Genomic DNA, 25,497 nt, shown 5'->3' on the forward strand with positions numbered 1-25,497 from the left:
TCTGTCATGATATTAGAAAAGGGAAATTGAGCAGGATAGGGAAAAACGCTGGTAAGCTGACAATAGAATTACGGCCCTCGCTAATACGATTGTCAGATAGGCTTCCGGATGGTTCCTTTTTGTCTGTCGGGTGCACCTCTGGAAGACCGACGGTCTTGACTGGGGTCCGAGTGTGCAGCGACGGAAGGGCAGGCGGTGGGGAAGGACCTCTTTCTGCTCAAAGGTGATGATGGTTCACTCCCCCACTACAAATGGCAAGCAGTTGAAAAAACATACCTTCTTGTGAGTTTGATATCGACCAACGGATATCGCCTGTATTCAAATCATATACAATAAGCCCGCAGGTCATAGGACTTGCGGGCTTTTTAGTTATTTTCGTGCTCACCCGGTCTATCGACTGAGCTACCGGGGATCGGAAAAGATCTCTCTTGCTTCGTGCTCTTCTGCTCTGGCCGACTGTGCTGCGGGAAATGCGGCTTTCCTGCATCCGTGTAACGCTGATTCTGCCGTATCCGCCGTTTAATTCGAGTTTCCGGTCAGTCTCTTCAGACTCTCGCGAGCTTCCTGTTTCCCAGGATCCAACGCCAGGGTGCCGCGGTACTCTTCAATGGCTCGGTATTCAATCCCCAGCAGTTCGTAAAGATTTGCTGCAATAAACCGGAACTCCGCATTTTCTGGGAAGATTTCGATCCCTGCCAGGATGACATCCAGCGCATCGCTATAGCGCGTTCGCTCGGTGAAAAACTCGGCAACCTGCTTAAAGGGCAAGGGACTGGGCCACTCTTCCTGTATCGCATAGTCGATGGAGGCACGGTAATTTTTCTCTGCCTCCTGTTCCTTCCCTATCCCCCGTAGATAGTCGCCGAAGGCCAGGAGAGGATAGGAGCGCTCCGGCAGAACTCGCTGCATCTCTTCGTCCTTGAGGCCATAGAGAGCCATCAGTGCCAGGAATTCTCCTGTCTGCCGGGGGCCCCAGTAAATGGCCTCTCGGATATGATCCAGCCCTTTGTCCTTCTTCCCTTCCGATAATAGCCAGAAGGCGAAGGTCTTGTGCCGTTCGGGGTTGGAACCGTCGTTTTCGACGCCCGACCGGAGGAGTTTTTCGGCCTTTTCCCTTTGACCGAGATTATCGAAAACGAGACCGATCCTCTGCAGATATCCGGCATTCAGGGGATTCAGTCGCAGAGCGGACGAAAAGAGAGCCAGGGTTTTTTCAGCTTCCCCGGAGGCCAGGCGGGCATCTGCCAGAAGATATGGGTATGTAGATTCGAGGGGGTCCAGACGCATTGCCTGGCCGGCGGCTTTTTCCACCTCCGCCGGCTCCTGTCCGGGATCGGGGCTGCCCGATGCGGAATCGTTCCTCAGGTGAATTTTATGCTCCCCCATGAGTATCCCGATATTGAAGGTCAGGCTGGCGGCCAGAAGGACGATGGCCGAGAGGCCGATCCGGCGGGCAGTCGCCGGAGAGGCCTCTTCTTGCCACTCCGATTCTATTCTTCCCGGGGACAGGCAGGTTGCCGCGGCAAAGACCAGTCCGGCAAAAAAGAACAAATAGAAGCCGATGGCGCCGGCATGCAGGGTCGAGCCGGTTATGCTGTGCAGCAGAATGGCGACGAGCCCTGAAAAAGCGCCGGCGCAGATATAAACGGACGTCCGGTTGTGGCGCTTGCGCCAGACCGGATAGGTCTGTCGCACAAGGGAGAACAAAAACCACCCGGCCAGCAGGGTACCCGCCAATCCGGCTTCAATCATATGCTCCAGGTACTCGTTGCGGGCATGGTTGATTTCAGCTTCCGGCGCACTGATCGTTTTGTATCGAGGATAAATCCGGGCGAAAGTTCCCATCCCTGTCCCCAGCAGGGGGAAGTCGCCGATGATCCGCCCGCTGTCGCGCCAGACATGCTCCCGTATCCCCTCGTCCCGAAATCGATCCGTCTGAGGATCAGGCCTGCCCCAGATCATCCCGCAACCGAGCAGGGCGACCACAAGCAGAACGGCCGTCGGAAAAAGACCCTTCAAGACCCCCTTTTTGCGGGTCCATCCGCGGATCAGAAGCAGCAGCATGAATAGCAGAAGGCCAGCCAGGCCGCTCAGAATCCCACTCGTAGAAAAGCTCAATAAAAAAGAAGCAGCCAATGGAAGCAGAAAAAATCCGAGCAGGACATAAAGGTTGGAGCCGGGATGATGAAAAAAATCGACGATCCTGCCGCGAAGAGAGGAATAATTCACCCGCGGCCTGGTGGCGAGGTAGTGGGCAAGGACGACCGGAAGCACCATCGCCATCAGACCGGCGTAATGACTTTTGGCAAAGCCTGCGGGAGACCTGCCGGGTTCGAACATCCATTCTCCGAAGGGCCAGAAAAATCGCCCTCCGGAAAAAAGGAACATGACCAGACCGGCCAGAGCAAAGAGCCCGATGCAGATGGAGAAGAAGGATAGAGCCTCTTTCAACCGCTCCCTTTCGGCAAGCACCTGTACCGTCATCAGATAAAAGACGGCGTATGCGGCAAGGCGAAAAAATTCCGCCAGCGTCGCTTTGGGGGCGATCGAGATCGGCATCCACGCGCCGGGACGTACCAGCCATATCGAATCGATATACAGTTCCCAGGTATTCGGAGAAAGAAGCTTGAGCATAAGAGGAGGAAGGGGGACCATCTGAATGAGGATGTAGCCGGTCAAAACGGTCAGGGGGAGAAAGCCTGGCACCTTGTATAAAGGGGCGGCTTGCCGGCGCAGGCTCAACAGATGCAACAGAAGAAGAAAGAAGCAAAGGGCCTCGACAAGGGTTTCGGGCCACTCTCCCGTTGCTCCGAATACCAGCAGGGCGCAAGCCGGGATAAAGAGATACAGAATGTAGACCAGTTTATTCATCAATTGCCTTCCCGGCAATTATGGCGGCAGGATTCGTTGTGACCAGGCGGCGGGCAGCGGATTCGCCGATGATTTTTGCGGCCTCCTGCACCCCCCCGGACAGGACGGTGCGGCGCCAGGTCGGGGAGTGGGCATCCGTGGCCAGCGCATGCACTACCTTGTTTTTGAGCAGGTGCACGGCGCATGCCCTTGCCTCGGGACCAAATCCGCCGACCAGGCTTTCAGCCGTAACCTGAACCAGTGCGCCGGCTTCGGCCAGATCAATCAGCAACTCCGGCCGACGCACCACCGAGGGATTTCTCTCCGGATGGGGAATGATGGGGATCAGCCCGGCCATGAGGGCATCGAAGACGATTTGTCGGGCGTTTTGCGGGAGATGGCTGTGGGGGAATTCCAGAAGGACATAGTCGGTGCCGTTCAGGGTATGATCCCGCAGAATCGAAGTGTTCAGGACTGCGCTGACTTCGGCTCCGGGCAGGATCTCCAGTCCGATCCCTTCTTTCCGCAGTTCCTCGTTGAACCAGGCGACGCGCTCCCTAATCAGCTCAGGGGAATGAACGACGTTCTTGATATGGGGCGTCGCCACAATCTGGCGAATGTGATCGGCAACGGCGATCCGCGCCATCTCAAGAACGTCCTCCAGGCGGACAGGTCCGTCATCGTCGATCGCCGGAAGGATATGGCAATGAATATCCACCATGGTGGTCGGGCTCCCAAGCCGGGAGAGGCGTCGCCGGTGAAGGTTCTATTTCTGACTGGCAATCCTCTCCAATCGGTCGGTCATCTCGGCTTTCTTCTGCTCTTCCTCATAGGAGGAATAGTACTGATTGTAGTAATAATCGTTCTTTTTCACATCCAGGGCGTTGATCACCAGACCGAGCATGCGGGCCTTCACGTCGATCAGCAGCTTGAGAGAGCGTCGCGCGATTTCGTAGGTCGTTTTGCCGCCGAGAACCACCAGCACGGTCGCGTCGAAATACCGGCTCAAAATCCGGGAATCCGCCACGGTCAGGAGGGGCGGGGAATCGCAGATGATGATATCGAATTCTTCACTGAGGGTATTGAGCAGAGTTTCCATTCGACTTGACGTCAGCAGTTCGGACGGATTCGGCGGAACCGGACCGGAGGGGATGACGGCGAGCTTGGGCAAAGGCCCCTTGCCCAGGATATCTCCACCGGAGCTTCCCGCCAGATAGGTGCTCAGCCCTTTCTTGTTGCCGATATCGAAGATTTTGTGCAGGCGCGGTTTGCGCAGGTCGCCGTCGATCAGCAGGACCCGCTTATCCGACTGGGCCAGGACAAGGGCGAGATTGACTGCAGTAGTGGTTTTGCCTTCCCCCGTGCCGGGGCTGGTGATCAGAATTCTTGCTGGCGCTCCGTCGGCAGAGGACAGAAGCAGCGATGTTCGCAGGGCTTTGTAATTCTCCGTGAATGCCGACCGCGGCTCCTTGACCACCATATCGAGGGGTTGCCGGTCTTCGCACAGAGAGATGACGCCGAGCACCGGGGTGCCGAGGATCGTTTCGGTCTCTTCGGGATCCTTGATGGTATTGTCCAGATATTCGGTGAAGAAGGCGATTCCCACCCCGCCGAACAGACCTACGATGAGGCCGAGAAGCGCATTCACCATCTTCCGGGGCTCCCGCGGGCTGAGTGGAACACCGGCCTCCTCGACGATCCAGAAATTGACCACCGGCTGGTTTTCTCCGACCATGCTCTGCTCCTTGACCTTGGTGATCAAGGCGTCATAAAGCTGCCGGTTGGTTTCCAGCTCACGGGTGAGCGCCTGGTACTGGATGAATTTTTCGTTGATTCTTTGTGCTTCGGTTTTATTTCTCTGCATATGAGCGCCCAGGGATTTTTCCGCCGACCGGGCAAGCTCGTATTCGTTTTTGATCGACTCGATGATCCGGGCGATTTCCTGGGCTTTCTTCTCCTTCAGAACATTGATGTCGCCCCGGGCCTTGATCATGGCCGGATGCCTCTGACCGTATTTGCCGGAGAGCTGCATGACAGTCTGTTCGGCCTCCAGGATCTGGGTCTGCAAGGTCCGAAGAGCCGGATCCGAGGCGACGGCGGGAATGGTTTCGGCGGCCCTTGGATTTCTCGCCACTTTTTTCACCTTTTCGTACAGGGCCTCCAGTTCTTCCCTTCTGCTCTGAGCCTGTACCAGATCGGTGCCGACCTGGGCGAGCTGCTGCGGCATGACCGCTACCCTGTTCTCCAGGGTGACGAGATTGTTGGTCCGCATGAACTCCCCAATTCTCTTTTCGGATTCTTCCAGCTTCTTTTCTTCCTCCTCGGCTTTTTTCGTCATCCAGGCCATGGTCCGCCGGGTGAATTCCATCTTCATGTCCAGAGTTTCTTCCTGATACGCCTTGGCCACGGTGTTGGCCACGAGGGATGCGAACTCCGGGTTCGGCGAAAAATAGCTTATGGAGACCAGGCGGCTGTTGGGCACAGGTTCAACCACGATTCCCCCCTGGATCATCGAGGCGATCCAGTCCGCCCTGGACATTTCGGATTTTGCCGGCTGAGCGGTCTCCGTCCGGGTCAGCAACCGCTCGATCCGGCGCATCTCCTTTCTGATCCATCTCATTGCCGTCTCCGGAAAGCTCGGCTGCATGTAACGGCCAACATAGGTATCGAAGGTATCCTCGAGGGAAAGCATGTCGACGACCCGGCGCGCCACCGCATGGCTCTGGATCAGCTGATACTGGGTTTCATGGAATTCTGGATCGGTGAATTTTGCCTGGCCGCCGGCCAGGGGATCGGAGATGGCCTTTTCGATGATCGCGCGAGTCGTGGCCTTGTATTGCGGGGTCTGCGCAAACGTACCCAGCATGACCAGGACGAACGTGATGATGAAAAATCCCGCTACTGTCTTGCGATGTTTTACGACGATCTTCAGATATTCTCGAAGATGGATGCCTTCGCCTGAGATTGCCATGGTGAAATCCGATTCTTTAGATGTGAATGACTAAAAGAAGCTTTCCGGTACGACGATCACGTCGTCGGGCAAAACAGGCATGTCCATGGAAACCTTCTCCGCCACATGCTCTTTTCCTTTGATATCCCGATAGATCTTGACCTTACCCCGGGCAGCCAGGTTCGTGAATCCCCCGGCCATGGAGATCGCCTTGATCACAGTGGTTCCGTCCTCGAACTTGTAGGCATCGGGTTTCCTCACTTCGCCCGTGACGTAGAACATGCTGGCCTTGGAGACCACCACGCTGTCGCCGTCGAGGATCGGAACATTGAACGTTGCTCCCCCGTTTTCCAGCACATCCCTCAAATTGATGCTGATTGTTTTCTCCTCTTTATTATTCGGTCCGTTTTTCCTGTGGATCGTGACCGTGTTGCCGTAATCCTGAGTCAATCCTCCGGCCTCGGAAATCAGCTCCATGAGGTTCTTTGAACCGCTCAATTCATACAAGCCGGGCCTTCCCACCTGGCCGATGATGGTCACCTTCTTGCTCCGGAATTCTTCGATGAAAACCGAGACCTGAGGTCTGACGATGTAATCGCCGGAGAGCCCATCGACGACCTTCTGGGAAATCTGGTCCACATTCAGGTTTTTGACCTGAACGAGACCGATGAGCGGGAAAGCGATCGTTCCGCCGCCGCTGACCCTGGTCACAGTGGTCAGGTCGGGATGATCGTAGACCATGATCTTGAGGACGTCTCCCTCCCCGACGAGGTAACCATCTTCGTCCGCCAGGGTGGGACCGCAGAGACCGAAAAGAATTGCGAGAAGAAACAACAGGCACTTAGTTCTCATGACTCTCCCCTGTATTGGCCGGATCCGGTTTTTCACCTTTTCACAACGCCGCCGTGACATTGAGGTAGACCACATGGACCTCGTAGTCCCGGCTGTTGAAGTTGGAATCCCGTTCGGTGTAGACATAACCGGTACTGAAATTGAGCCATCGGTAGGGGGAAAATCCGACGGCGATTTCAGCCCGGTATTTGTCATCGTCCCGTTCGTCGGTCTTGCCGTCCTCGGTGATCTCTCCGTCGTATTCGTTACGAATATAGGAGGCGACGACCTTGCCGGTGATCTTAGCCGTAAGCAGGTGCGTATAACCTACTCTCAGTTGATGGGTAAGGACGTCCCGTGTGGCCTGCACGTCCGATTCATCGGCTCGGCTGATGGCCTTGATAAGAATCGAAGACTTGCGGTTGAACCGGTGTCTCAGCTGGGCTTCAAGCGCAAAGAAGTCGTTGTCGTCTAAGGACGCCTCATCATAATCCTTTTTCCCGTATCCCACCTTGAGACGGCCGAGGGACTTGTCCGTGACATGGTACTGGAGGCCTCCGTAGAGAAGATTTGTCTGATTGTCCTCGTCGGAGCTGTCGTAATCGACATCGATGTACTCATAGTCCAGAAAGACGGACGTCTTCGGCGTGAACTGGTAGAAAACGTACGCGGAAACGGCATTGTCCTCCCGGTCGCGAAAATCCCGGCTCGACGAGTCGTAGTCGAGGACATACCAGGAGTAGTCCAGTTGGAGGCGGGTTTTCGGACTCACCTGGTAACTGATGATCGGATTGAGCAGATTGGCCTTCCACGTGTCCAGCTCACGCTCCTCGGCATCGCCCGTGGAGAAGGGATCATGGTCGTTTTCGTAGATATCCAGCAGCTCCAGCGAAAGGCCGCCACGGAACCTGTAGGCCAGAAGTGCTTCGGCCCTGTGATCATCCGTCTCCGCCTCCTGATATTTATCATTCTCCTGGAATTCCCCCCGATACAGGGCGTATGCCTGGAAACGCCTTTCCGTCTCGGTTCGGAACCGGCTGAGTTCCAGTCCTCCCGGGGCGGTGTTCATGGTTTCCACCTCCAGCAGCTGCTGCCGGGTAGCCGGCAGCGCCAGCCAGATTCCGGGTGAAACCACCATGACCTTATCGCTCCTTTCGTCATTAGCCGATCTGAAGATGTTGCTCGTGTAGTATCCGCCCACCGAAATGAACGGATGGACATAACCGCTTCGGCTGCCGAAGACGTCTCCCGCAGTGCCTGACTGTTCCCGGAAAATTGATTCGTATTCGGGTGCCCCGACGACCGGCTTGAAAATCTCCGGCGCGGCATCGTCCCTGCTCGCCGCGGCGGCATCCGTCAAAAACGGGGGAAGAAAAAGAAAAATACCCACCAACAGCGGCAGCAGCTTCAAGCCCATGACCCGCACCTCCTTAAAGAACAGTTCACCCATGGAAGAAATCGACGAACAGTCGTTCAATTTATTCTCCGAGTTTCGAGGGAAGCATTTGTATCGGCGACGATTTTTCATTCCTGCAATTTCATTTTTCCCATAATCTCAGTATACCAGAGCAGCGGGCATTGGCCAGATGACGGGGAATGATCACTAAAACCACTCCCGGACCGCCTTTATCGGCCGGTACCCAGAATCACCACCTGAACAGTTTTGAGCAACAATTTGAAATCCAGCAGCAGGGACCATCGATCGATATATTCGAGATCCATGCGCATCCATTCTTCAAAGCCGACGTCATTGCGGCCGCTCACCTGCCAGATGCAGGTCAATCCCGGCTTCATGGAAAGGCGCCGGAGCTGCCAGTGTTTGTATTCTTTTACTTCCGAGGGAAGCGGAGGCCTCGGACCGACCAGGCTCATTTCTCCCCTCAGCACGTTGATCAGCTGCGGCAGTTCGTCCATGCTCGTTCTGCGCAGTATCTTCCCGAGCGGCGTCACCCGGGGATCGTTCTTGATTTTGAAAACCGGTCCGTCCATTTCATTGGCTGCCAGCAGCCGGCCTTTGAGCTTCTCCGCCTCAGGGACCATGGTTCGGAACTTGTACAGGATGAATTTACGACCGTTGAGACCGCAGCGTTCCTGGCGGAAAAAGACCGGACCCTTGCTGCTCACTTTGACGCTTACGGCGATCAGTACAAGGAGAGGAGACAAGACGAGCAGGCCGGCGAGCGTGAGGCTGCGATCGAGAATGGCCTTGACCAGCAGCGAGAATTCCTTGCGGGGGACGGAGGAGAGCACAAGAGTCGGGATGCCGACGAAATTCTGGACAAAAACCGAGGCGATTTTTGGCTGATACATCATCTGCGGTATCTGCCAGTCTGGCAATACCCGGACACTCAGCCCCTGTTCCTCTGCAAAGATGAAATAGTCGGCGACATTGTCGATCACCTGCAGGGGCATCGCGAAAACCACTTCATCCACAGTCTGCTCAAGTAGAATCCTCTTGAACTCACCCAGAGTGCCGATAACCTTTATACCTTCGGCGACTTCGGCGCCGACATATTCCGGACCGACTTCCAGGCAGCCGATCAGATGGTATCCAAGCTCTTCATTGGCAGTGATGTAGCGGACGACCTCCCGGGCCCGTTCCAGGCTTCCGATGATCAGGATTTCCTTGCTGCTCGCCCCGTTCTTCCGCCGCAGATGGAGGCCCCCCCGATACGCGGTCAGAAGCAGGATGTTGAACCCCAGGAAAAGTCCGATCAGAAGGCGGCTGTCACCCTGCAGCCGCAGGGTGTAGATAAGCAGAACCACCCCCGCCGTCCCGGCCAGCGTGCTTTTGACGACGTGGAGAAAAGTCCGGTCGAAGTTCTGTCGGCCATGAATCTCGTATAAACTGAAAAAATCGTAGGAGAGACCGCAGCAGACCAGTGAGGCCAGAAAGAGGAAAGGGAAAACGCCGTTGTCCGCCAGACCCGAAGAAGCGCCCAGCCAGAGGAGACTTGCAAGGTAGGCCGTCAGAAAGGCCACCGCCGTCAGCAGAAGATCGACAATTCTGTGCCCTATTTGCTCCTTCAGCATACAGCTCTCCGGATGGGCGGAATGTTTCTAACAGATATGCCGGGTTCTCCCACCCGGCAATAAACCTGATATCATCCCTTTGGAGCATGTCAAGACTGCTGTCGCTCATACGAAGAGATGAAGGCGATCGCCTTGACCTTGACACGCTCTTCTTCGGTGTTAATTGGTTTAGCATCCCGGCTCAAACGAGGGAGGTTTGATCTCTTCCGCTAAAGGATCTCCTCGAACCATTGGGAGAAGATCAAATTATGCACGGACCTGCCGCAGGCAGGGACTCGATGCTTGAAAACGGCCGGAATGTGCTTCTTTCCACCTCCGGTCCCTGAAATATTCCGATTTTCGCCGAAATGCACAGGAGTTCTGTTAATGAAAGCTGTCATCCTTGCAGGAGGTTTCGGTACCCGTCTTTCCGAAGAGACCACCATCAAGCCGAAGCCCATGGTGGAAGTAGGCGGCCGGCCGATTCTCTGGCACATCATGAAGATTTATTCCGCTCATGGCATCAACGACTTCATCATCTGTCTCGGATACAAGGGATATTACATCAAGGAATATTTCGCCATGTATTCGCTGCAGATGTCCGATGTCACCTTCGACCTGAAAAATAATGACATGAAGATCCTGCACAACGGCACCGAACCCTGGAAAGTGACGCTGGTCGACACCGGCGAGAAGACTATGACGGGGGGGCGTCTGAAGCGGGTCCGGGAACACATCGGCAACGAAACGTTCTGCTGCACCTATGGCGACGGGATCTCCGACATCGACATCACGAGGTTGGTCGAGTTCCACCGCGGCCAGAAGACCCTGGCCACCCTGACGGCCGTGCAGCCTCCCGGACGGTTCGGTGCCTTCAACCTGGGCACGGAGCAGTTCAAGATCCCCACCTTCAAGGAAAAGCCCCAGGGGGACGGCGCTTGGATCAACGGCGGGTATTTCGTCCTCGAACCGGAAGTTCTGGATTACATCGCGGGAGATGCGACGGTCTGGGAGCGGGAGCCCCTTGAAAAGCTGGCCCAGGAAGGGAACCTTGCGGCCTATCGCCACTACGGTTTCTGGCAGCCGATGGATACCCTGAGGGACAAAATGGTTCTGGAAGATCTGTGGGAGAGCGAAGGGAAAACTCCCTGGAAAATCTGGCAGAGCTGACGATTCCACCCCTTCTCCCCACCGTCCGGGGACAACCGGCAAGGCCCGTGGAAAATGGAAAATGCGCAGACCGTCGTCAATCAGGACCTGGAGTATATCTGCCACAAGCTGGAGAAGGAATTCGCCGCCCTGCCGGGAAAGAACATCCTGATCACCGGCGGCGGCGGATTTCTGGGCTACTACCTCATACAATCCCTGCTCCGCTGGAATCGGACAGCCGGCGGTGAAGGCGTTCAGGTCACAGTGTACGACAACTATGTGCGCGGCCTGCCTCAATGGCTCAGCTCTCTTTCCGGAAATCCGAATCTCAAGCTGGTTAAACACGACATCACGGGACCCCTGCCGGAGGATATCGACGATTTCCATTACATCATCCATGCCGCCTCCATCGCTTCGCCGATGTACTACCGCAAGTATCCCATCGAAACCATGGACGCCAACGTCAATGGACTGCGTACCCTGCTGGAATATTGCTGCCGCCAGAAGGAGAGCGACAGGCCCGTGGAGGGTTTTCTTTTTTACTCCACCAGCGAGATTTACGGCGATCCCACCCCGGAGAACATTCCGACTCCGGAGACGTACCGCGGCAACGTTTCCTGCACCGGCCCCAGGGCCTGCTATGATGAGTCGAAACGTTATGGAGAGACACTCTGCGTCAATTTCGCCCGCCAGCACGACTTGCCCATCCATATCGCGCGCCCCTTCAATAATTACGGCCCTGGACTGAAGATCACGGACCGCCGGGTGATTCCCGATTTCGTCCGGGACATCCTGGACGGCCGGGATATCGTCATGCATTCGGACGGCTCTCCCACTCGGACCTTCTGCTACATCGCCGATGCGATCGTCGGATATTTCAAGATCCTGATCCGGGGCCGCCGGGGGGAGGCCTACAATATCGGCGTCGAATCGCCGGAAATATCTATCGCCGATTTTGCCGGCAAACTGGTCTCCACTGCCGGAGGACTCTTCGGCTATCAGGGGAAGGTGGTCAAAAAGGCCAGCAGCGATGCGGATTACCTGGTGGATAACCCGAACCGACGCTGCCCTCTGATCGGCAAGGCCAGGGAAGAGCTGGGGTATGATCCTTCCATTTCTCTGGAGGAGGGAATCAGAAGGTCTTTGATCTGGTATCGAGATAACCGTGAAGCGGAGGAGGCCTGATGAAGGTTTCAGTGATCGGAACAGGGTATGTGGGGCTCGTCTCCGGCGTCTGTCTGGCGGAGAAGGGGCACCGGGTCGTCTGCGTGGACAACGACCGGACAAAAATCGACATGCTCAATGCGGCCGTTCCGCCCATCCATGAGAACGGGCTGGAGGCGTTGCTGAAAAGAAACCTCCACGACCGTCTCGAAGCCACCACCGACCTGCACCGGTCGGTGCGGGAGACGGACCTCTCCCTGCTGGCCGTCGGCACACCCTTCGACGGGGCGGAGATCGATCTACAGTACGTCAGGGCCGCGGCCCTTCAGATCGGCGAGGCGCTGAGGAGCAAGGACGCCTACCACACCGTGGTGGTCAAGAGCACGGTGGTCCCCGGCACCACGGAGAACATCGTCCTGCCCCTTCTCGAGCAGGGCTCGGGGAAAAAAGCGGGCGTTCACTTCGGGGTCGGCATGAATCCGGAGTTTCTGCGGGAGGGGGAGGCGATCCAGGATTTCATGTTTCCGGATCGCATCGTTCTGGGAGGAATCGACACCGGAACGATGGAGGCTCTTGAGGAGCTCTACGCCGTCTTCGAAGGTGTGGACAAGCTGCGGACCACCCCGAAGACGGCGGAAATGATCAAATACGCCTCCAACTCCCTGCTCGCGACGATGATTTCCTTCTCAAACGAGATCGGCAATCTCTGCGCGGCGCTGGGGAGCATCGACGTCGTCGAGGTGATGCGGGGGGTCCACCTGGACAAGCGGCTGAGTCCCATCCTCCCCGGCGGCAATCGCATCGTCCCGGCATTCACCACCTATCTGGAAGCGGGGTGCGGATTCGGCGGAAGCTGCTTTCCAAAAGATGTCAAGGCCCTGATTGCGCACGGCAAAAAGGCCGGCAGGCCGATGGCGCTGCTCGATGCCGTGATCCAGGTCAACGAAAGCCAGCCCCGCCAGGTCCTCTCCCTGCTCCGCAAACACTTCCCCTACTTCAGCGGCGTCCGCGTCGCCGTATTGGGACTGGCCTTCAAGCCCGGCACCGACGACATGCGGGAGTCCCCTGCCATTCCCATCATCCGCGAACTGCTGGAGGAGAGAGCGGAAATCAGGGCCTACGATCCGGTGGCGGCGGGGGAAGCCCGAAAGCTCTTCGGCAACAGCCGGATCGCGTATTGCGACGACCTGGCGCAGACGCTGGAAGAGGCCGAGGTAGTCCTCCTGCTCACCCGCTGGCCGGAATTCCAGCAGCTTCCTATCATGCTCGAAAATGTGGAATCACCCCCTCTGGTGATCGACGGTCGACGGATGCTGGACAAGTCCGGCATCGTCCGCTACGAGGGGATCGGATTGTGAGGAAGAGATGATTTTTTACGAGACGGAACTCCCAGGCGCCTTTCTCATCGAGCCCGAGGCGATTGAGGACTTCCGCGGTTTTTTTGCGCGGACATGGTGCCGGAGGGAATTCGAAGCTCACGGGCTCAACCCCGACCTGGCGCAGGCCAACCTGGCCTTCAGCCGGAAGAAGGATACGTTGCGGGGCATGCATTATCAGATCCCCCCTTTTGCCGAGACCAAATCGGTGAGGTGCCTCAAGGGAGCCATTTATGACGTCATCATTGATCTGCGCCCCGGCTCCCCCACGTACACACAGTGGACGGGGGTGACGCTCACGGCGGAGAACCGGCGGATGTTCTACATCCCCGAAGGCTTCGCCCACGGTTATCAGACCCTGGCCGACGAAACCGAGGTCTTCTACCAGGTGTCTCAGTTTTATGCTCCCGAATGCGAGCGGGGGATAAGATGGGACGATCCGGCTTTCTCCGTGCGGTGGCCGGAAGCGCATCGTCCGATCCTTTCTGAAAAGGATGCGAACTGGCCCCTCTATCACGGGTGACCTCTCCCGGAGGCGGCACTTCACTTATTGGATGAACAGGAGACATCATGATCATTGTGGATAAAGCGCTCCAGAAACGTCAGGCCGAGGGTCGGCCCGTACGGGTGGCCCTGATCGGAGCCGGATACATGGGGCGCGGCATCGCCCTTCAGATCGAAAGATATATCCCCGGCATGCGCCTGGCGGCCATCGCAAACCGCACACTTCCCGCGGCCCTGTCGGCGCTCCGCGATGCTGGCGTCGAAAAGTTCCGCACAGTCGAGACCGTCGCCCAACTCGAGGAGACGATTGGCGGAGGGGGGTGCGCCGCCACCGATGACGCCCTTCTGACGTGCCGCGCAGAGGGGATCGACGTAATCATCGAAGCGACGGGGGACGTGGAATTCAGCGCCCACGTCGCCCTCGAGGCGATAAAGAACGGCAAGCACATGGTCCTGATGAATGCCGAACTCGACGCCACCGTGGGTCCCATCCTGAAGGTACACGCCGACCGGGCCGGAGTGATCGTCACCAATGCCGACGGTGATCAGCCGGGGGTGATGATGAACCTGCTGCGCTTCGTAAGGACCATCGGCTACCATCCCGTTCTGGCCGGCAACATCAAGGGTCTGCAGGACCATTACCGCACCCCCGAAACCCAGAAGGGATTTGCCGAGCAGCACCATATTTCGGCCCAGATGGCCACCTCCTTCGCCGACGGCACCAAGATCTCCATGGAAAATGCCGTGGTGGCCAACGCCACCGGTTTCCGGGTCGGCAGGAGAGGGATGTACGGCCCGCGATGCACCCACGTCAAGGAGGCGGTCGACCTCTTCCCCCTGGACAAGCTTCTTGACGGAGGCCTTGTCGACTATATCCTCGGAGCCGAACCGGGTCCCGGCGTCTTCGTGCTCGGGTACAACGATGATCCCTCCCGCCGAAGCTACATGAACTATTTCAAGATGGGTGAAGGCCCCCTCTACGCCTTCTACGTCCCCTACCATCTGCCGCACCTCGAAGTCCCCTTGACCGCCGCCCGCGCCGTTTTGTTTGGAGATGCGACGGTGACGCCCCTGGCGGGGCCGGTATGCGAAGTGATCACCATCGCCAAACGAGACCTGAAGGCCGGGGAGACCCTCGACGGCATCGGCGGATTCACCTGCTACGGCACCATCGAAAACGCCGACATCTGTCGGCGCGATCATCTCCTCCCCATGGGCCTGTCCGAAGGATGCCGTATGCTCCGGAACGTTCCCCGGGATGGCGCGATCACTTATGGGGACGTGGAGATGCCGGCCGGCCGCCTGTGCGACCGGCTGCGAGAGGAACAGGACCGGCATTTCCAACCGACGCAGCACCTCCGGGAGAAGGAGGGAAAAGGACCGAACCCGATTCAGATCATGTCCGAGGCCGAGAGAGCTCCTTGACAGCCTTGAAACTGCTGTTAATTGTTAATCAAAGGACGGAAGAAAAGATGTTCTTCGGAAAAACACTCGAAAAAACAAACTCTTGCTAATGAATTGCGACAAAAAAACTTGGAGCTGGAACGAACCAGCAGGGGCCGGGCTTCCAGAAAAACTCAAGGCTGCCCGGTCTTTTTACTTTGTGAACGACCAATGATCACCTCTGCTGATAAATAACTGCTAATCCTACTCATCGGAAAGCCGACCATGAACAAAGTCGATACAGGCAACCCCGAAATCATTGTCATAAAGCCCAGCTCGGGATGGCAGGTCATCAACTTCAAGGAGTTGCGGGAGTACCGAGACCTTTTCTACTTCATGGTGTGGCGCAATATCAAGATCCTATACGCCCAGACCATTCTCGGTTTTTCCTGGGCCATTCTGCAGCCTCTGATTCAGATCGTCGTGTTCACCCTTATCTTCAGCAAGGTGGCCAAAGTCCCTACGGACGGTATCCCCTATGTTCTCTTCTCCAGCCTGGCACTCGTTCCATGGAACTACATGTCCCAATCGGTGACTCAGGCGAGTGAAAGTCTCGTCACGGGTCAGAACATGCTCGGCAAGGTATATTTCCCTCGCCTTATCTTTCCGATTACACCAATCCTGGCCCGCCTGATCGACTTCGCCGTTTCCCTGGTGATCATCCTGGTCATCGGCCTGTACTACCGTGTCATGCCCACCTGGAACCTCCTTTATTTTCCGCTCATGCTGCTTTTCATGGTCGGAGTGAGCGCCGGATTCGGCATGTGGCTCTCCGCCATGGCCATCCGCTTTCGGGATGTGAAACTGGCCATGCCCTTCTGCATCCGGATGTTCATGTACTCGGCGCCCATTGTCTACTCGGCATCTTCCATCCCGGAAACCTACCGCTTCATCTATTCCCTGAATCCCGCGGTGGGGGTTATCGAAGGATTCCGGGCCACATTTCTGGGAACTCCCATGCCCTGGCCCTACGTCTTGCCCGGGCTCGTCACCGGCATGCTCGTGCTGGTGAGCGGCGCCCTGTATTTCAAGAAAATGGAGCGGGTTTTCGCGGATGTCATCTAACGGATCGGAGTGATTTCTGCAAATGAACGATAAAGGTTCAGCCATAGCCGTCGACAACCTGAGCAAGCACTACCGCATCGGCCTGAAGGAGGAAATCCATGACAGCCTCGGCGTCGCCCTGCTCGATTTCATCAAGAGGCCGCTGAAGAACTATCGAAAATACCGCTCCCTATACCGCTTCGACGATCTGAATCCGGAAAATAACGGGAAAGATGATCCGGCCGATGTGCTCTGGGCTCTTCGGGAAATCTCCTTCAGTGTGGCGCAGGGAGAGGTTCTGGGGATTATCGGGCGCAACGGCGCCGGCAAGTCCACCCTGCTCAAGATTCTCGCCCGGATTACCGAGCCGAGCACCGGGCGGGCGGAAATTCGCGGCAAAGTTTCCAGTCTCCTGGAGGTGGGAACGGGTTTTCATCCCGAACTCACCGGCCGGGACAATGTCTATCTCAACGGCACCATCCTCGGCATGAAGAAAAGGGAGGTGGACCGCAAATTCGACGAAATCGTCGACTTCTCCGGAGTGGAGAAATTCATCGACACGCCGGTCAAGCGATACTCCAGCGGCATGAAGGTCCGACTGGCATTTTCCGTCGCCGCCTTCCTGGAACCGGATATCCTGATCATCGACGAGGTGCTTGCCGTCGGGGACGCGGACTTTCAGCGCAAATGCCTGGATACCATGAAGGAGGTCGGCAGTTCCGGCCGCACCGTCCTTTTCGTCTCGCACAACATGCCGGCGGTAACCCGCCTCTGCGAACGGACCATCCTGCTGGAAGACGGCAGGATAACGGCCGACGGGCCCTCCGGCGAGGTGGTTACCCGACATCTGAGATCGGGGAATGACTCGATGGCCATCCGCGAATGGCCCGACCCCGAAAAGGCTCCAGGCGGTCCGGTGGCCCGGCTGCGGGCCGTGCGGGTCAGGGCGAAGGACGGCCGCATCAGCCAGTCCCTTGACATCCGTCAGCCTTTCCAGATCGAGATGGAGTATGACGTCGTGAAGGGGGGGCGCGTTCTTCTGCCCCACTTCGGAATTGTCAACGAGCACGGTGAAGCGGTGTTCGTCACCGTCGACCAGGACGCTCAATGGCGGCAGCGCCCGCGACCTGAAGGATCGTATGTGAGTTCCGTCTGGATTCCCGGAAACCTGCTGGCCGAGGGGATGCTCTTCGTCAATTGTCACCTTTTAACGCTTTTCCCCGAAACACTGCAATTTTCCGAATTCAACGCCGTCACCTTCCAGGTCGTCGACAGCCTCGAAGGTGACTCGGCGCGGGGCGATTACGCCAAGAACATGCCGGGGGTTGTAAGGCCTTTGCTGGAGTGGAATACCGAATATGTCCCGTGGGAAGACAGTCTCGGCTACAGGGAAGGGATGCGAAAATGAAAATCGAAAATTTGAAATCGGACAGGAACGGCAGCCGCGCCCGAGTTTCCGCAACGGTGAAATGGGAAGACTGCCCCCGGGAGGACTACGAACTCTATTTCGACACCGAAGAAGCTTTCGCGGAGGACCTGACGAGCAACCCCAACGCCTTCCTGATCGCCGGGGCGATTCCGGCCCTGCATTACGGCGAAAAGAGGGTTTTCATCGACGCCGAGGTCTGCCCGGACCTGCGGGACGGCCTCAATGTGGCCATGGGATGGCTCAGCCACTGGTACGGCCAGCCGCGGCCGCTCCTCGAGGACAAGGGATCGATCCTGGCGAAAAGAGAGCGCCCGGCGGAGCGGGCGGGATTTTTCTTCTCCGGGGGAATCGACTCCTTTGCGACCCTCCGCCGCAACCGCCTCACCTTTCCGCCGGACCATCCCCGGTATATCAGGGACGGAATTCTGATATTCGGTCTTGAGCAGGATATCCCGGAGATCTTTGAACTAGTCAGGGAGTCGCTTTCTGAAGCGGCCAGGGAAGTCGATATCAATCTCATTCCCGTCTACACCAACCTTTACCTCCCCTTCCGCGAGGAAGATTCGCAACATCACTGGGATCTCTGGCAGTATCGGTTCATGGGAGGCGCCCTCGCTTCGGTGGCACATGCCTTTGCCAAGCGTTTCAACACCGTCTCGATCTCACCCGATTTCGACATCCCCAATTTTCACCCGAACGGTTCCCATCCGCTGCTCGAGCCGAACTACAGCAGCATGGACCTGCGCATCCGTTATGACGGAACGGATCTTTCCCGTTTCGATCGGACCAGACTCATCGCTGACTGGGGACCGGCCCTGTCCCATCTGCGGGTCTGCAATCAGTTCAAGCAGTACGAGCAGGAAAGGTTCAACTGCGGCAAATGCGAAAAGTGCATCAGGACCATGCTCGCCTTCGTCGCTCTGGGAGTGCTGGACAAGTCACGATCTTTCCAGGCCGATGATGTTACCGAGGAAATGATGTCAAAAATCTCCATCGAACGGATGACTTTCTTCTATCATGAACTGATCGAGCCGCTAAGGGAGAACGGCCGCCCTGACCTGGCCGCCGCAATCGAAGAGAAGCTGCGGAATCCGGGAAAGGGACACAAGAAATCCTCCCTTAAATCGAAGATCAAGGACCTGGACGCACGCTACTTCCATGGAGAGATCAGCCGATTCGTCAAGAAGTAGCAAAGGTCTTGCTTCAGCTCCCAAACCGAATCGGCAGTCATTATTCCCGGATAAGGAAATCTCATGATTTTCGATGCGCGTACATTACCGGACGGACAGACGATCGAGGCCGATATCTGCATCGTCGGCGCCGGGGTGGCCGGTATCGCCCTGGCCCGGGAATTCATCGGCGGGAAAGTCAGGGTATGTCTGCTGGAGAGTGGAGGATTCCAGCCCGACAAAGCGACCCAGTCGCTGTACTGGGGGAAGAACGTCGGCCATCCCTACTATCCCCTGGACACGTCGCGCGCCCGCTTTTTCGGCGGCACCAGCCATTTCTGGCATATCCCCCTGGGGGAGAGACGCCTCGGGGGGGTGCGGCTGCGTCCCCTTGATCCCATCGATTTCGAAACTCGTGACTGGGTCCCCTACAGCGGCTGGCCTTTTTCCAGAAGCCAGCTCGATCCCTACTATGAGCGCGCCCTGGACATCTGCCGTATCGGTCCCGACACTTTCGAGGTCGGGGACTGGGAAAATCCGACGCAAACCCAGCGGCTTCCCCTGGACGGTCAGCGGGTGGAAACAACCATTTTCCAGTTCGGCGTGCGCGATCCATTCTTCACGGATTACCGCGCGGAGATAGAACAAAGCGAAAACGTCTCCGCCTACCTGTACTCCAACGTCCTCGAGGTTGAAACCGACGAAGCGGGCAGGACCGTCACCGGCATTCGTGCGGCAACCCTGGACGGCAAGAATTTCCAGACCAGGGCAGGGATTTACGTCCTGGCCCTCGGGGGAATAGAAACTCCTCGCCTGATGCTTCTTTCCAATCGCGTCCAGAGCGCCGGGCTCGGCAATGAGCACGACCTGGTCGGGCGATTCTTCATGGAGCATCCCCATCTATGGTCGGGAATCTTCGTCCCCACCGATCCCGGGCTCTTCGATGCTACGGGTCTTTATCGGATCCACGAAGCCAAGGGAAGGGCGATCATGGGGAAGCTGACTCTTTCCGAGGAAGTGGTGCGTCGAGAACGGCTGCTCAACTACTGCGCATCCCTGCACCCCAAGCATCTCCCCGATCCGCGCTTCCAATCGCGAGCTTCGAAAGGAGTCGATTCCCTCAACGCATTCCGATCCGCCCTGGGACACGGAGAGCTGCCGGAAGGGGCCGGAGAACATCTGTCCAACATGCTGGGCAATTTTCCGGAAATCGCCCAGCACGTCTACCGCAAGATCCGCCGGAGAGGAAAAATCAAGGTCTTTCGCCTCAATACGATGGCCGAGCAGATACCCAACCCCGAAAGCCGGGTCAGCCTGATGACGGAACGAGATCCTTTGGGCCAGAATCGGGCGCAGTTGAACTGGCAGCCTACAACGGCCGACATGCGCAGCATCATCCGTTCGCAGGAGATCATCGGCGAGGAGCTGCGCCGGTCCGGCCTTGGGGAGCTTTATATCGAACTCGAAGACGACGCCCCACCCCCTCACCTGCACGGCGGATGGCATCATATGGGGACCACCCGCATGCACACCGACCCGAAAAAGGGGGTTGTCGACGAAAACAGCCGGGTCCATGGTCTGGCAAACCTGTTCATCGCCGGTCCCTCGGTCTTTCCGACGAGCGGCTATGCCAACCCGGTACTTACTTTTCTGGCCCTCACCGTCCGACTGGCCGATCGCGTCAAAAAACTACTCGGCTGAGGGAGCTTATCCCGGGAGAAAAATCCGATGGCACGCTGGGGAATGGTGATCGATTTAAGCAGGTGTTTCGGATGCCGCTCCTGCGCCCTGGCCTGCCACGCGGTCAACCGGATCCCTATTGACGCCTGGCGGCGGGTCGACGATTGCGGGCTGAGCGAAAAACCCCAGCGACAACGGTTCTTCCTTCCCCAGAGCTGTAACCACTGCGACTCTCCTCCCTGCCTTGACGTTTGTCCCACCCGGGCCACCCACCGGCGGCCCGACGGCATTATCGACATCGATCCGAAACGCTGCCTCGGCTGCGGCTACTGCATCGTCGCCTGTCCCTATAGGGCCAGGACCCTTATCTCCCGCAACTCCGCCGTCGAAACCGAGGCCAGCTTGCCGGCGCCGTCCGCCGGCAAAAGCGCCACCCCATCCGTCGGCATCTGCACCAAATGCCATTTCTGCCTGCCCCGGCTGGAGAAGGGGCTGGAGCAAGGGCTGCGGCCGGGAATCGATGCCGAGGCGACGCCGGCCTGCGTCGTCGAATGCAGCGCCAAGGCCCTCTGTTTCGGAGATCTGGATGATCCTGAGAGTCCGGTGTCCCGCCTGCTGCAGGGAAACCGGGCGATCCGGCTCCAAAATTCATTGGGGACCGTCCCGGCAGTCTTCTACCTCCTACCGGACGGGTGGACCGGACTCGACGCCAGGGAAGAGGAGGTGTGAGGGCGATGGAACTCATCCGACCGAGTCGACAGGAGACGTGGGGGTGGGCGGCGGCCCTGAATTTCATCCTGGGAGGGATGGGGGCCGGATTCTACCTGCTGAGCCTTCTGCTCCTGAGCCTGCCTGCGGAGGTCGCCGGGCGGCAGCAACCGTCCGCCTTCCTGACGGCCGCTCCGATCCTCGTCCTTTTGGGTCTGGCCGTCCTGGCCCTCGAAGCCGGCCGCCCACTGCGGAGCCGTTACCTGCTCAGCCATCTGCGGAACTCCTGGATGTCGCGGGAGACCCTGGCGGCCCTGCTGTTCGTGCCCTGCGCTCTTTTGGACGCCCTTTTCCCGATCCTCCTGCTGCGGCTCATCGCAGCGGCGGCAGCCATCGCTTTTATCTTAAGCCAAAGTTTTCTTGTTTATCGGGCCCGGGGCATAGAGGGCTGGAACAACCCACTGCTGCCCTTCCTTTTCGTCGCTTCGGGATTCGCCACGGGGAGCGGACCGCTGCTGCTGGCGGCTGCCTGGGAAGGGACCATTCCCGCACTCCATGCCGGATGGACGGCCCTGATCTGTCTGGTGCTCGACCTTGCGGTCTGGCTTCTGTACCTGCGGCATTGCCGTAACGGAGGCGCTTCCCGATCCGTGCAGGCTCTTTGCCGCCCCCGTTCGCTGCTGCTGACCGTCGGCGTCGCGCACCTTCTTCCCATGGCCCTGCTCCTTCCCCTGGCAATACTGCCGGGCAAGCTCGCTGCGTGGCCGGTTTTGGCCGTTGCCGGATGGGCGGTGATCATCGGTGGTGCCGGGCTGAAGGGAGCGATATTGCTGAAAGCCGGTTACCTGAGGGAAATCGTTCTCGACCCCCGTCAGGAAATATCCTGCCAACAAACCCGATCCGGGGAAGGAGGAGGAAAATGAAGGGAAATCGATCCGGACGCCCCAGTTTCGGCCCCTGGAAGAAGAGATGGGCCAAGTTCTGGATGCATTTTGCGGGGAGGGGAGCGGTGGGACGGTGCGCCGCCCGTTTCGCTTCCTGGTCGGCACCGCCGCACAAGGAACGAATTGTGCTGGCGAAGATGAACAGCCAGGGGTATATCGAGCCGACGGCGACGATCTACCACGACGACCTCCGGCTCGGGAAGCACTGCTTCATCGGCGACCGGGTTCTTGTCTTTCAGAAAAAAGAGGGGGGTCCGGTCCAGCTGGGCGACGGCGTCTACATCTACAGGGACACCACCATCGAAACCGACCTCGGCGGCAGCCTGAGCATAGGCGCCGGATCGAGCATCCATCCGCGCTGCCAGATCAACGCCTTTGTGGCGCCGATCCGGATCGGATCGGGGGTCATGATCGCCCCCAACTGCGCCCTCTATTCCTACAACCACGGCATCGCGCCTGACCAGCCGATTCGCAAACAGCCCCTCGAGTCGAATGGTCCGATCGTTATCGATGACGAGGCTTGGCTGGGTGTCGGAGTCACGGTGCTGAGCGGGGTGCGTATCGGCAAAGGAGCTGTCATCGGAGCCGGATCCCTGGTGACAACGGATATTCCCGACGGGGCGATCGCCGTCGGCATGCCTGCGCGGGTGGTCAAGATGCGCAGCGATCTGGTCCTTGCAGAGCCGCATACCGGCAAGGCAGGCGGGGCAAAGATGGAAAAGGTGGCATTTAGTGTGGATGAAGGCTGAAGCCGATATTCTCGGCACCGAAAGATTCTTCCGGACGGAGGCCGATGCAAGCATGGCCTTCCCCGGCTCCCTCTGGGAGGAAGTTTCTCCCGAAACCCAGAATGTCCATTCCGGGAGACTGGAGAAGGCGCTGTCCTATCTGGCCCGGAAAACGGGGAAGGACAGAGTCTCCGAGGTCGTGGTGATTCGAAACGGACGGCTCATCTGGAAGGGGGACCGGTCCGCGGTACGGCACAGTGTCTGGTCATGCACCAAATCCTTCGCCGGTACCGTGCTGGGACTCCTGATCGACCAGGGGAAATGCTCGCTGGACAGCCTGGCGAAGGATTACCTGCCGGAACTCGCTCCCGAATATCCGGCCGTCAGCCTCAGGCATTTCACCACCATGACCTCCGGCTACGACGGGGGAGGCGATCAGAGCGGAAAGCCATTCACTCCCACGGAACCTCTGTTCGCCCCGGGAACGCAGTTCCGGTATTGGGATTCAGCCATGAACCAGTTTCTCCACGTGCTCACCCGCATTGCCGGAGAGCCGTCGGGGGACCTGTTCCGGCGGTCGATTGCCGACCCGGTCGGCTTTGATCCCGATGGCTGGGTATGGGGAAATTTCGGCGCCATTGGAGGGGTTCTGATCAACGGCGGTGCAGGGAACAAGGGTAAGGGAATCGACATCTCGGCCCTTGAGATGGCACGTTTCGGCCACCTCTTCCTGAATCGTGGATGCTGGGCCGGCCGCCAACTGCTCAGCGCCAAGTGGGTCGATCTGGCAACAGCGACGCAAGTGCCCGCTTCCGTCCCCTGCTCCGGCAAGAGGAGCAGCGATGGACCCGGCAGATATGGATTCAATTGGTGGACCAATGGCCCCGGGCGTTATGGACGCCGCAGGTGGCCGTCCGCACCTCCCGGGACCTATGCCGCCAAAGGATTCAATAACAACAGGTGTTTCGTCATCCCCGAATGGAACATGGTGTTTGTCCGGCTGGGACAGGATGGAAACGTGACCGAGAGGATTTACGACGTTTTTTTCAAACTGCTGAGGAAATGCGTGTTTTGAAGAAAAACCATGAAGGCAGACATTTAAATAGAACCATGCCAGTCCAGCGGTGTCTGCCTCCTGATTATAAAAAGGTCCGAATATGGCTGAATTAGAGATTCATTCCAAAGGCATCAGGAAACTCGAGCGTATCATCTGCGCCTGGAGGATGCCCGGAGAAAGCGGAGTCCGCCGCAAGGCGATCCCATGGTGGATCTGGATCCTGGGAATCGACCTGTTTCTTATCGCCACGACGGCGGTCAAACAATACCCTCTGTCTTTTCCCGGAAAGCGCTGGCTGGTCCGCCATTTCAACCTGGCGGTTGAGATGAATGCCGCCGTTTGGTGGTCCGCCCTCTGCCTTCTGGCCCTGGGTCTTCTGGCTTACGAGCTTTATTCTCAAAAAAAGGGGAACAAGGAGAAATTTGCCTGGCTGGCTCTCTCCGCCGTTTTCACGTGTCTCTCACTCGACGAACTCGGCTCGATCCATGAGCGGATCGGCGGCTGGAGCGACCTGCTGCCGTACGGAGTGGTTTTCGGTTCTCTGGTCGCCTGCGCCCTGGCCGTGCTCTTCAGAAACCCGCAGACCAGGCGCTCGTCCCTGTTCATAGGCGTCGGCATCAGCCTCTTTGGCTCCGTTGCTCTGCAGGAATATCTGGAACATGCCGGTTCCTGGGCGAACTGGGCACTGGGACTGAGGGTCGCGCTGGAAGAGGGTTCGGAGCTGCTGGGGATGCTTCTGATCTTTTCAGGGATCGTTCCCCATCGCGCCCAGGGCATGACCTCTTCCCTGCGGGCGATCATCCCCGACCCTGGCAGGATGAAAAAAGTCTCCGAAATCGTCCTGATCGGGGGGGGCCTCCATATCCTGGCCAGCATGACGGTTCCCGGACTCATCAATGTTACGGAACAGGGAAACCCCCTCGCATGGTATCCGGTGTCTGTCTTTTTCATCCTCCTTGCCTGGACACTGGAATATTCGGATGCCCCGGCAGCGAAACCGAAAATGCTGCCGGTCCTGTCCCTCTTCTTTCTGCTCTGCTCCGCCGGTCTCGCCTACGATCCTCCGCGCCTGCTGCCCGTCATCGGATCCCTTGTTTCCAGGGAGTACCTGACGGGGACCTTCTTATTTTCCCTTTCGGCGCTGCTGCTTTTGATCGGAGCCGTCATTCCCGGCTTTTGGGACCGAAATTGCCGGTATCTGCCGCTTCTGCTTCTGTTGCCGCTCATGGAGTTTCTGGATGCCAGGCCGGAAATCCGTTCCCTTTCAACAGGAATCACGGCTTTGCTCGTGTTCACTATTTATCGGCGGTATCAACGAAATGCCGCGGACAAAAATCAAAAGCCGGAGTCCTCTTTCCCAGCGGAGATTTCTTCTGATTCCGCCGTGAAGCCGGCGGCAGCAAGGAAAACCGTTCCAACGGCTGAAGACCGTTCAGCCGCGTTCGGTCATCGGAAATAA

Annotated in this window: 20 protein-coding genes; 14 read left to right on the forward strand and 6 right to left on the reverse strand. The window is 57.9% G+C overall.

The window, feature by feature from the left end; translation table 11 throughout:
* Positions 1-519: 519 nt before the first annotated feature.
* The 6 genes from DTF_RS0111830 to DTF_RS0111855 all read right to left on the reverse strand — a co-directional run bounded on the left by DTF_RS0111830 (position 520) and on the right by DTF_RS0111855 (position 9,664).
* Positions 520-2,871, reverse strand: a complete 2,352-nt coding sequence (locus tag DTF_RS0111830) for an O-antigen ligase family protein (RefSeq protein ID WP_027715496.1) — start codon at positions 2,869-2,871, stop codon at positions 520-522.
* Positions 2,864-3,571, reverse strand: a complete 708-nt coding sequence (locus DTF_RS23265; protein WP_035057191.1) for a tyrosine-protein phosphatase — start codon at positions 3,569-3,571, stop codon at positions 2,864-2,866. The genes DTF_RS0111830 and DTF_RS23265 overlap by 8 nt, the downstream gene beginning before the upstream one ends.
* Before the next feature lie 45 nt (positions 3,572-3,616).
* Positions 3,617-5,821: a polysaccharide biosynthesis tyrosine autokinase gene (locus DTF_RS23270; protein WP_051361254.1), complete on the reverse strand. Its 2,205-nt coding sequence runs from the start codon at positions 5,819-5,821 to the stop codon at positions 3,617-3,619.
* Between the two features lie 30 nt (positions 5,822-5,851).
* Positions 5,852-6,652 (reverse strand): SLBB domain-containing protein, encoded by an 801-nt coding sequence (locus tag DTF_RS0111845; RefSeq protein ID WP_035056952.1) that lies wholly within the window; start codon positions 6,650-6,652, stop codon positions 5,852-5,854.
* Between the two features lie 40 nt (positions 6,653-6,692).
* Entirely contained in the window at positions 6,693-8,108 is a 1,416-nt protein-coding gene (locus DTF_RS0111850; RefSeq protein WP_162148637.1) for an outer membrane beta-barrel protein, read from the reverse strand.
* Positions 8,109-8,257: 149 nt separating this feature from the next.
* Positions 8,258-9,664, reverse strand: coding sequence for a sugar transferase (locus tag DTF_RS0111855; protein ID WP_027715499.1), 1,407 nt, complete (start codon positions 9,662-9,664; stop codon positions 8,258-8,260).
* A gap of 366 nt (positions 9,665-10,030) precedes the next feature.
* Here DTF_RS0111855 and rfbF point away from each other — a divergent pair, with 366 nt between their 5' ends.
* The 14 genes from rfbF (at position 10,031) to DTF_RS0111930 (ending at position 25,497) form a co-directional block, all read left to right on the forward strand.
* Complete coding sequence (gene rfbF, locus DTF_RS0111865) at positions 10,031-10,813, forward strand: glucose-1-phosphate cytidylyltransferase (RefSeq protein ID WP_027715500.1); 783 nt, start codon at positions 10,031-10,033, stop codon at positions 10,811-10,813.
* A 54-nt stretch (positions 10,814-10,867) separates the two neighbouring features.
* The gene (locus DTF_RS0111870; RefSeq protein ID WP_027715501.1) at positions 10,868-11,977 is read left to right on the forward strand and encodes an NAD-dependent epimerase/dehydratase family protein; all 1,110 of its coding nucleotides are present in this window, start codon (positions 10,868-10,870) and stop codon (positions 11,975-11,977) included.
* Positions 11,977-13,314 (forward strand): UDP-glucose/GDP-mannose dehydrogenase family protein, encoded by a 1,338-nt coding sequence (locus DTF_RS0111875; protein ID WP_027715502.1) that lies wholly within the window; start codon positions 11,977-11,979, stop codon positions 13,312-13,314. Before DTF_RS0111870 ends, DTF_RS0111875 begins: the two co-directional genes overlap by 1 nt.
* 7 nt (positions 13,315-13,321) lie before the next feature.
* Positions 13,322-13,855, forward strand: coding sequence for a dTDP-4-dehydrorhamnose 3,5-epimerase (gene rfbC / locus DTF_RS0111880; RefSeq protein WP_027715503.1), 534 nt, complete (start codon positions 13,322-13,324; stop codon positions 13,853-13,855).
* Positions 13,856-13,902: 47 nt separating this feature from the next.
* Complete coding sequence (locus DTF_RS23275) at positions 13,903-15,261, forward strand: NAD(P)H-dependent oxidoreductase (protein ID WP_081702940.1); 1,359 nt, start codon at positions 13,903-13,905, stop codon at positions 15,259-15,261.
* 243 nt (positions 15,262-15,504) lie between these two features.
* Positions 15,505-16,344 (forward strand): ABC transporter permease, encoded by an 840-nt coding sequence (locus DTF_RS0111890; RefSeq protein WP_027715504.1) that lies wholly within the window; start codon positions 15,505-15,507, stop codon positions 16,342-16,344.
* 22 nt (positions 16,345-16,366) lie between these two features.
* Positions 16,367-17,731: an ABC transporter ATP-binding protein gene (locus DTF_RS23280; RefSeq protein ID WP_035056956.1), complete on the forward strand. Its 1,365-nt coding sequence runs from the start codon at positions 16,367-16,369 to the stop codon at positions 17,729-17,731.
* The gene (locus tag DTF_RS0111900; RefSeq protein WP_027715505.1) at positions 17,728-18,942 is read left to right on the forward strand and encodes a hypothetical protein; all 1,215 of its coding nucleotides are present in this window, start codon (positions 17,728-17,730) and stop codon (positions 18,940-18,942) included. Before DTF_RS23280 ends, DTF_RS0111900 begins: the two co-directional genes overlap by 4 nt.
* A gap of 63 nt (positions 18,943-19,005) precedes the next feature.
* On the forward strand, positions 19,006-20,622 hold the full coding sequence (locus DTF_RS0111905; protein WP_027715506.1) for a GMC oxidoreductase: 1,617 nt from the start codon (positions 19,006-19,008) through the stop codon (positions 20,620-20,622).
* A 27-nt stretch (positions 20,623-20,649) separates the two neighbouring features.
* On the forward strand, positions 20,650-21,330 hold the full coding sequence (locus DTF_RS23285) for a 4Fe-4S dicluster domain-containing protein (protein WP_051361255.1): 681 nt from the start codon (positions 20,650-20,652) through the stop codon (positions 21,328-21,330).
* A 5-nt stretch (positions 21,331-21,335) separates the two neighbouring features.
* Positions 21,336-22,232, forward strand: a complete 897-nt coding sequence (nrfD, locus tag DTF_RS0111915; RefSeq protein ID WP_027715507.1) for an NrfD/PsrC family molybdoenzyme membrane anchor subunit — start codon at positions 21,336-21,338, stop codon at positions 22,230-22,232.
* A complete protein-coding gene (locus DTF_RS23290; protein WP_081702941.1) occupies positions 22,229-23,002 on the forward strand; it encodes a DapH/DapD/GlmU-related protein in 774 nt (257 codons plus the stop codon). Before nrfD ends, DTF_RS23290 begins: the two co-directional genes overlap by 4 nt.
* On the forward strand, positions 22,992-24,056 hold the full coding sequence (locus DTF_RS0111925) for a serine hydrolase (protein WP_027715508.1): 1,065 nt from the start codon (positions 22,992-22,994) through the stop codon (positions 24,054-24,056). The genes DTF_RS23290 and DTF_RS0111925 overlap by 11 nt, the downstream gene beginning before the upstream one ends.
* Before the next feature lie 82 nt (positions 24,057-24,138).
* A complete protein-coding gene (locus tag DTF_RS0111930) occupies positions 24,139-25,497 on the forward strand; it encodes a hypothetical protein (protein WP_027715509.1) in 1,359 nt (452 codons plus the stop codon).

This window comes from Desulfuromonas sp. TF, assembly GCF_000472285.1.
Classification (GTDB): domain Bacteria; phylum Desulfobacterota; class Desulfuromonadia; order Desulfuromonadales; family ATBO01; genus ATBO01.